Genomic DNA, 6,024 nt, shown 5'->3' on the forward strand with positions numbered 1-6,024 from the left:
CCAGAGCCGTTCCATACACTTGACCTACACGTCCTCGAAATCGACGACGACGAACGGATTGTGGGCGGCGCCGTATTCGACATCGATGACATGGACGCCGCTTTCGCAGAGCTCGATGCCCGCTATGTCGGCGGCGAAGCCGCCGCTCATGCGCACACGTGGTCGGTTATTGCGCAGGCCTACGCGGCAATCAATAGGCGCGAACTCCCCGAGTTCAAACCGGATTGGCTGAATATCGATCACCGTCGGGGGACAGCGTTCGCAGCCGGTGAAATGACCGCGTACACCGAGGCACTGTGGGACCAGGTACCGGACCTCAGGGTCTACATCGAGGCCGTGCATCGGCTGAGCGACGTTGGAGCGGTCGTCGGCCAAGCGGCAAATGGGACATCGCAACAGGGCTTCGAGGCAGAGTGGCGAGAAATCGGCCTTGTGACCGTCGACAGCGACCGGATCAACCGCATTGAGCTGTTTGACGAGGCAGACCTCGATGCCGCGCTTGCCCGCTTCGAACAACTCAGCAGGCCCGCACCACGGCTGGCAAACGCGGCCAGTCAGGCGTACGACCGTCTCAATTCGTACTTCGCCCGCGACTGGGATGCGATGGCGAAGCTCATGGCAGACGACTTTTCGATCGACGATCGTCGTCGAGTGGTGGGTGAAGCAGTTCCACGCGATCGAGACGGCCAGATGGCAAATATGCGCGCGGGTGTCGACCTCGGGTTCACGACTTTGACGTCCACCGCGATTGCAACCAGGGGACGGCGGCTCCTACTTGCGCGTGCTCGCTGCTCGACCGACGATCAAGGCCCCGAGCTGGCCTTCGTGGAGGTACTCTGCGTCGTCGATATCAACGACGTCAATCAGATCGCCGCAATCGTCGTGTTCGACCCCGACGACCTCGATGCCGCCTTCGAAGAACTCGACACTCGGTACGTCGCCGGAGAAGCGGCCACATACTCGCAAACGTGGTCGGCGATTGCAGGGGTATACACAAGCTTCAACCGGCATGAACTTCCAGCGACAACGCCGGACTGGGTAACCGTCGATCATCGTCCACTCGCAACTTTCGAGTACCGTGACCCGGCCGCATTCTTCCAAGCCACATGGAATCTCACGCCTCAGACCAGCATCTACATCCAGACTGTGCACCGACTCAATAGTTTTGGAGCAGTGGTTACTCATGCGGTTTATGGGACCTCGCAAGAGGGCTTCGACGCGGAGTGGCAGCAGATCAGCATTGTGACGGTGAAAGGCGGCTTGGTAAACCGATGCGAGATCTACGACGAGTCGGAGCTCGACGCCGCACTCGCGCGGTTTGACCAACTCAGTCGGCCAGCACCGCGATTTGAAAACGTGGCGAGCCAGGTAATCGACCGATTTCGGGCGTGTTTCGTGTCGCGCGACTGGGACGCCTTAAGCGAGATCCTGGCCGATGGCGTTTCCACCGACGATCGTCGTCGCGTCGTGAATGGCGGTCTGCGGCAAGGCCGCGATGCTGTGATCGCCGAGATTTCGGCACTCGCCGAGGTCGGCACAAAGACCATCGCCTCAGACATCGTCGCGGTCAGAGGCGAGCGTCTCGTGCTCACTCGCACCCGATCCTCGGGCCGCGATGAGCGACCCGAGGCCTTCCACACCGAGGTACTCAACATCGTCGAAATCGATCCCGACGAACGGATCACGGCGACTGTCAACTTCGACGTCGACGACATCGACGCCGCCTTCGAGGAACTCGATGCACGGTATATCGCTGGCGAAGCGGCCGCCTACGCACGGACATGGTCGGTTATCGCGCGGGAATGCGCCGCGTTCAACCGGCACGAACTCCCGGCAGCGGATTGGGTCACCGTCGACCACAGGCGGCTCGCCGTAATCGACGCGACCGAAGGGCAAGCAGCCATGGGCGCCATATGGGAGGTCACGCCGAACCTGAGAATGCATATCGAGGCAGTGCATCGCCTCACCAGGCTGGGAGCGGTCGCCACCTATGCGGCATCTGGAACCTCGCAAGAAGGCTTGGATGCCGAGTGGCCAATGATCCTTCTTTTAACCGTCGAAGGCGACCGAATCAACCGCTGCGAAGTCTTCGACGAGGCAGATCGCGATACCGCGCTCGCCAGATTCGACGAGCTCGATCGCCCCCCGCTAGCGCTGCCGTAAGGACCGCTCTGATACCTCAGCCCGCTCTGGCACCATTTTCTCCAACAACGTCACGACCGATCTCATATCGTCACCTCGTGAGGCGTCGAACGCTGCTAAAGCTACCGCTGGCCCTCGCAGCGGCCTCCACGGTGACGCAGGTCCCGCCCGCCGCAGCAGAGCAGAGCCGGTGGTCGCCCGACCGGGCCACGCGCTGGTACCAAGCGCAAGGTTGGCTTGTCGGCGCCAACTACATCACCTCTAACGCCATCAACCAGCTCGAGATGTTTCAGGCCGACACCTTCGACCCCCGGCGCATTGATACCGAGCTGGGCTGGGCCCAGATGCACGGGCTCAACGCTGTGCGGGTCTTCCTGCACGATCAGCTCTGGGCCCACGACCAACGAGGCTTCCAAAAACGTCTCGCCCAGTTTGTCGGCATCGCGGCGCGCCACCGCATCAAACCACTCTTTGTCTTGTTCGACTCATGTTGGGATCCCTTCCCCAAACCGGGGCGCCAGCGCGCACCCAAGCCTGGCGTGCACAACTCCGGTTGGGTGCAAAGCCCAGGCGCTGAACACGTCGATGACCTCGACTACCGTCGCACTCTGCTCAACTACGTCACGGGAGTGCTGAACCAATTCCGTACGGACGATCGCGTTTTGGGTTGGGACCTGTGGAATGAGCCCGACAATCCGGCGCGCGCGTATCGCAAGGTTGAGAGGAAAGACAAGCAGGAGCGTGTCGCCGACCTGCTGTCGCTGGCGTTCGGATGGGCGCGTTCCGTTGACCCATCTCAGCCATTAACGAGTGGCGTGTGGACTGGCGAATGGGGAGATCGCCAGCGCCGCAGCGAAATCGCTAATATTCAACTGGAAAACTCCGACGTCGTCAGCTTCCACTGCTATGGCGAACCGGCTGCCTTCGAGGCCCGGATCGCTGAACTGTCCCCATTGGGGCGGCCGATCCTGTGCACCGAGTACCTGGCTCGCACGCTCGGCAGTACCGTTGACGGAGTTCTGCCAGTTGCGAAGCGGCACAACGTTGGTGCGATCAACTGGGGTTTGGTTGCGGGAAAGACCCAGACATACTTTCCGTGGGACTCCTGGGATCACCCGTACACGGCAGTTCCGAAGACGTGGTTTCAAGACCTAGTCCAATCTGACGGACGGCCTTACCGGGACAACGAAATCCAAACGATCAGCAAGCTGAGCAGGGTCTAAGGTCACTCCAATCGGACAGCCAGCTGCTGTTCTGGGAGCGGCTGGAACCGACTGCATCAACAAGATGAGGTGGTCTTTGGGTCGAGGCCGAAGACCTGTACGGCGGCCGACTTGCCCTTCAGGGAGTGAAATGCCCGGTCGGTAAGTCCGTGCGGTCGAGCAACCAGGGCGTCGACGGACTGGTGGGTGAGAAGGATCGCGTCACCAGTAGTCTTGGTGAGTTGCTCGACGCGGGCAGCGACGTTGACGGTGTCGCCGATCAGGGTGAACTCGAGCTTTCCTCCGCCGCCGATGGTGCCTGCGATCACCTTACCGGTGTTGATCCCGATGCCGATTCGAAGCGCGCCACCGAATCGCTCGGCGACGAGGCGGTGAATCAGCACGGCGGCGCTTACAGCAGCGTCGGCATGATCTGCAAGATCGTTCGGGGCGCCGAAGACGGCCAGAGCGCCATCACCGAGGAACTTATTGACGTGCCCACCGGCGTCGACGACGGCAGGTACGACGATCTCGAACAGGGCGTTGAGGCGAGCGACCGTGTCCTCGGCGGTGTTTGCCTCGGCGAACGGTGTGAAGTCGCGGATATCAACGAACATGACGGTTACGTCGCGACGCTCACCCGTAAAGACGTCGTCGCCCTGCTGCAGTAACCGTGCCGCCAGAATTGGATCAACATAGGTCCCGAACGCTGCCTGAAGTCGTTGCCTCTCAGTCAAACCGGCCTGCATGCGGTTAAACGACGCCGCCAGCGCGCCCAGGTCATCGTCCTGATAGACCGGCAAGCGTTGGCTGTAGTCGCCGGCAGCAACGCGTTTAGTTCCTGCGGCGAGATCGCGAATGGGTTGCAGCGACGGTGAGAAGGCGGCGCCTACGGTGATCGGCACCGCGAAGCCAAGGGTCAACGCACACCCGATCACAACGGTGAGCACGGGGACCTCACTGGCCCGGTCAACAACGGCCGCCAGCATTGCGCCCGCGACGGCGAACGCGAACACGGCCGCGAGCATGGACACGTTCGACCACGCGGCAAAAGTCGGGCGAGACCGGGGCAGGGAGTCGCCGACGTCCGTGTCACCGGCGATAGCGACCCGCGCTGGGCGCAGAAGGGCTTCCGGGAAGCTATGAATAGCGATCAGCTGCACTGCCGTTCCCAGGACGGCACCCAGGATCGCGTACTGGATGATCCGCGACACGGTTCCCCCGGCGACCGCACCGACAACGACCGCTAGCACGGCAGCCCAGACAGCATTGATGCCCACCGCTCGAGCAACCACCACCCGAGTCCAGGTATAGGTGGCCTCGAGTGCCCTCACCCGATCGACCCCGTGGCCCGCTGCCCACTGCTCCATAACGCGGCTAAGGCCCAGGCCGGGAAGAATCATCACGTACACCAGCACCGGCACAGCGACAAAGGTGACGGCGGCCGCCTCGACGTAGTGAGCAGATCCCTCGAAAGCGACAACGACGAAGGACAAAACCAGGTAGATCGGCAGCACCACAGGGATCGTGATGGCGCAGAGCGCCCACGAATATCTCGTTCCGTGCCGATCCCACGCCCACTGCCAAATGCGGTCCATCACGCGAGACTAGGCGTCCGCTCAAGTGCTCGCCCTGGATTGACATCCGACCAGAAGCAACCATGATCGGTTGATCCATCATTACGTCCGTATCGTGAGGCCATGGATGCGGTTGGCCCCGACCGGCCCGATGAAGGCCCGGATTGGGTCAGCCGCCGCCGTTTGCTCCGGCTGGCCAGCGGCATCGGTTTGGCGTCTGTGGTCAGCGCCTGCTCAAGTCAGGCAGGAATGGACTCCGCCCCGAAGTCTGCGGGAGCCCCGAGGCAAGCGTCGACTCCGAGTCCTGCCGCGGCGTCGACAACCGGTGCCAGCCAGCCGAAAACTCCACCGTCGGCCCCGACAACGTCACCCCCATCCGCCCTGAGCACCACTTCGGCTCGGATGATTTGTCGAGATGCTTGGGGCGCACGACCTGCCCGCCCTGGGGGCAGACCCCACACCATCACCCGTATGACCCTTCACCACGAGGCCGTAGTCCTCGGCCAAAACCGCAACGCCCCAAGCCATCTGCGTCAGGATCAGCGATACCACCAAGACCAGCTGGGATGGATCGACATCGCGTATCACGTCGGCGTCGACCGCAATGGCAACATCTACGAACTGCGGAGTACCGAGATTGCCGGCGACACTGCGACGGACTACGACACCACAGGCCATTTTCTAGTCCTCTGCGAAGGGGACTTCGATCAAGAGGCTGTGTCGGAGGCCCAGCTTCAAGGAGCGGCTCTCGCGTTCGGATGGGCCGCACAGCAGTTTGGCATCCGTACCGATACATTGGCGGGCCATCGGGACCTAGCCCGGACTTCTTGCCCAGGCGCGACCCTCTATGCCCATCTCTCCTCGGGTGACCTCAAGCGCCGCATCGACGATCTGCTTGCCGCTGGCGGAGTAGATCTGCAGCGCTTTTGCGGACCCGATGCTGCCGCAGGAGTCGCGGCTATCGAGGCAGGCAGCTAATCATTCGCACACGCGGGCGGCGTTGCTCAATAAAACCGCAACCGCGCAGCGCGACCACGCAAGAAGTCAAGCTGCTCAACAACTCTCGGACCCCACATACCTGCCGCGTCGAGGAACACGCGACG

The 6,024-nt window shown here is 62.2% G+C and carries 3 protein-coding genes and 1 pseudogene; 3 read left to right on the forward strand and 1 reads right to left on the reverse strand.

Annotated elements, in window-relative coordinates; translation table 11 throughout:
* Together VFA16_RS16430 and VFA16_RS16435 are read left to right on the forward strand one after the other, a co-directional pair.
* Positions 1-2,163: pseudogene (locus VFA16_RS16430) on the forward strand (hypothetical protein); the annotation flags it as partial.
* Between the two features lie 77 nt (positions 2,164-2,240).
* Positions 2,241-3,365: a 1,4-beta-xylanase gene (locus tag VFA16_RS16435; protein ID WP_324968841.1), complete on the forward strand. Its 1,125-nt coding sequence runs from the start codon at positions 2,241-2,243 to the stop codon at positions 3,363-3,365.
* A 56-nt stretch (positions 3,366-3,421) separates the two neighbouring features.
* Here VFA16_RS16435 and VFA16_RS16440 read toward each other — a convergent pair whose 3' ends face one another.
* Positions 3,422-4,942, reverse strand: coding sequence for an adenylate/guanylate cyclase domain-containing protein (locus VFA16_RS16440; protein WP_324968842.1), 1,521 nt, complete (start codon positions 4,940-4,942; stop codon positions 3,422-3,424).
* Between the two features lie 381 nt (positions 4,943-5,323).
* Here VFA16_RS16440 and VFA16_RS16445 point away from each other — a divergent pair, with 381 nt between their 5' ends.
* The gene (locus VFA16_RS16445) at positions 5,324-5,899 is read left to right on the forward strand and encodes an N-acetylmuramoyl-L-alanine amidase (RefSeq protein WP_324968843.1); all 576 of its coding nucleotides are present in this window, start codon (positions 5,324-5,326) and stop codon (positions 5,897-5,899) included.
* Positions 5,900-6,024 lie beyond the last annotated feature (125 nt).

The sequence above is a fragment of the Mycobacterium sp. genome (assembly GCF_035653355.1).
Classification (GTDB): Bacteria; Actinomycetota; Actinomycetes; order Mycobacteriales; family Mycobacteriaceae; genus Mycobacterium.

What these genes read in the sequence shown, in the direction of transcription:
- VFA16_RS16440 (WP_324968842.1), bottom strand. Translation starts at nt 4,942, where the DNA reads ATGGACCGCATTTGGCAGTGGGCGTGGGATCGGCACGGAACGAGATAT.
- VFA16_RS16445 (WP_324968843.1), top strand. Translation starts at nt 5,324, where the DNA reads ATGATTTGTCGAGATGCTTGGGGCGCACGACCTGCCCGCCCTGGGGGC.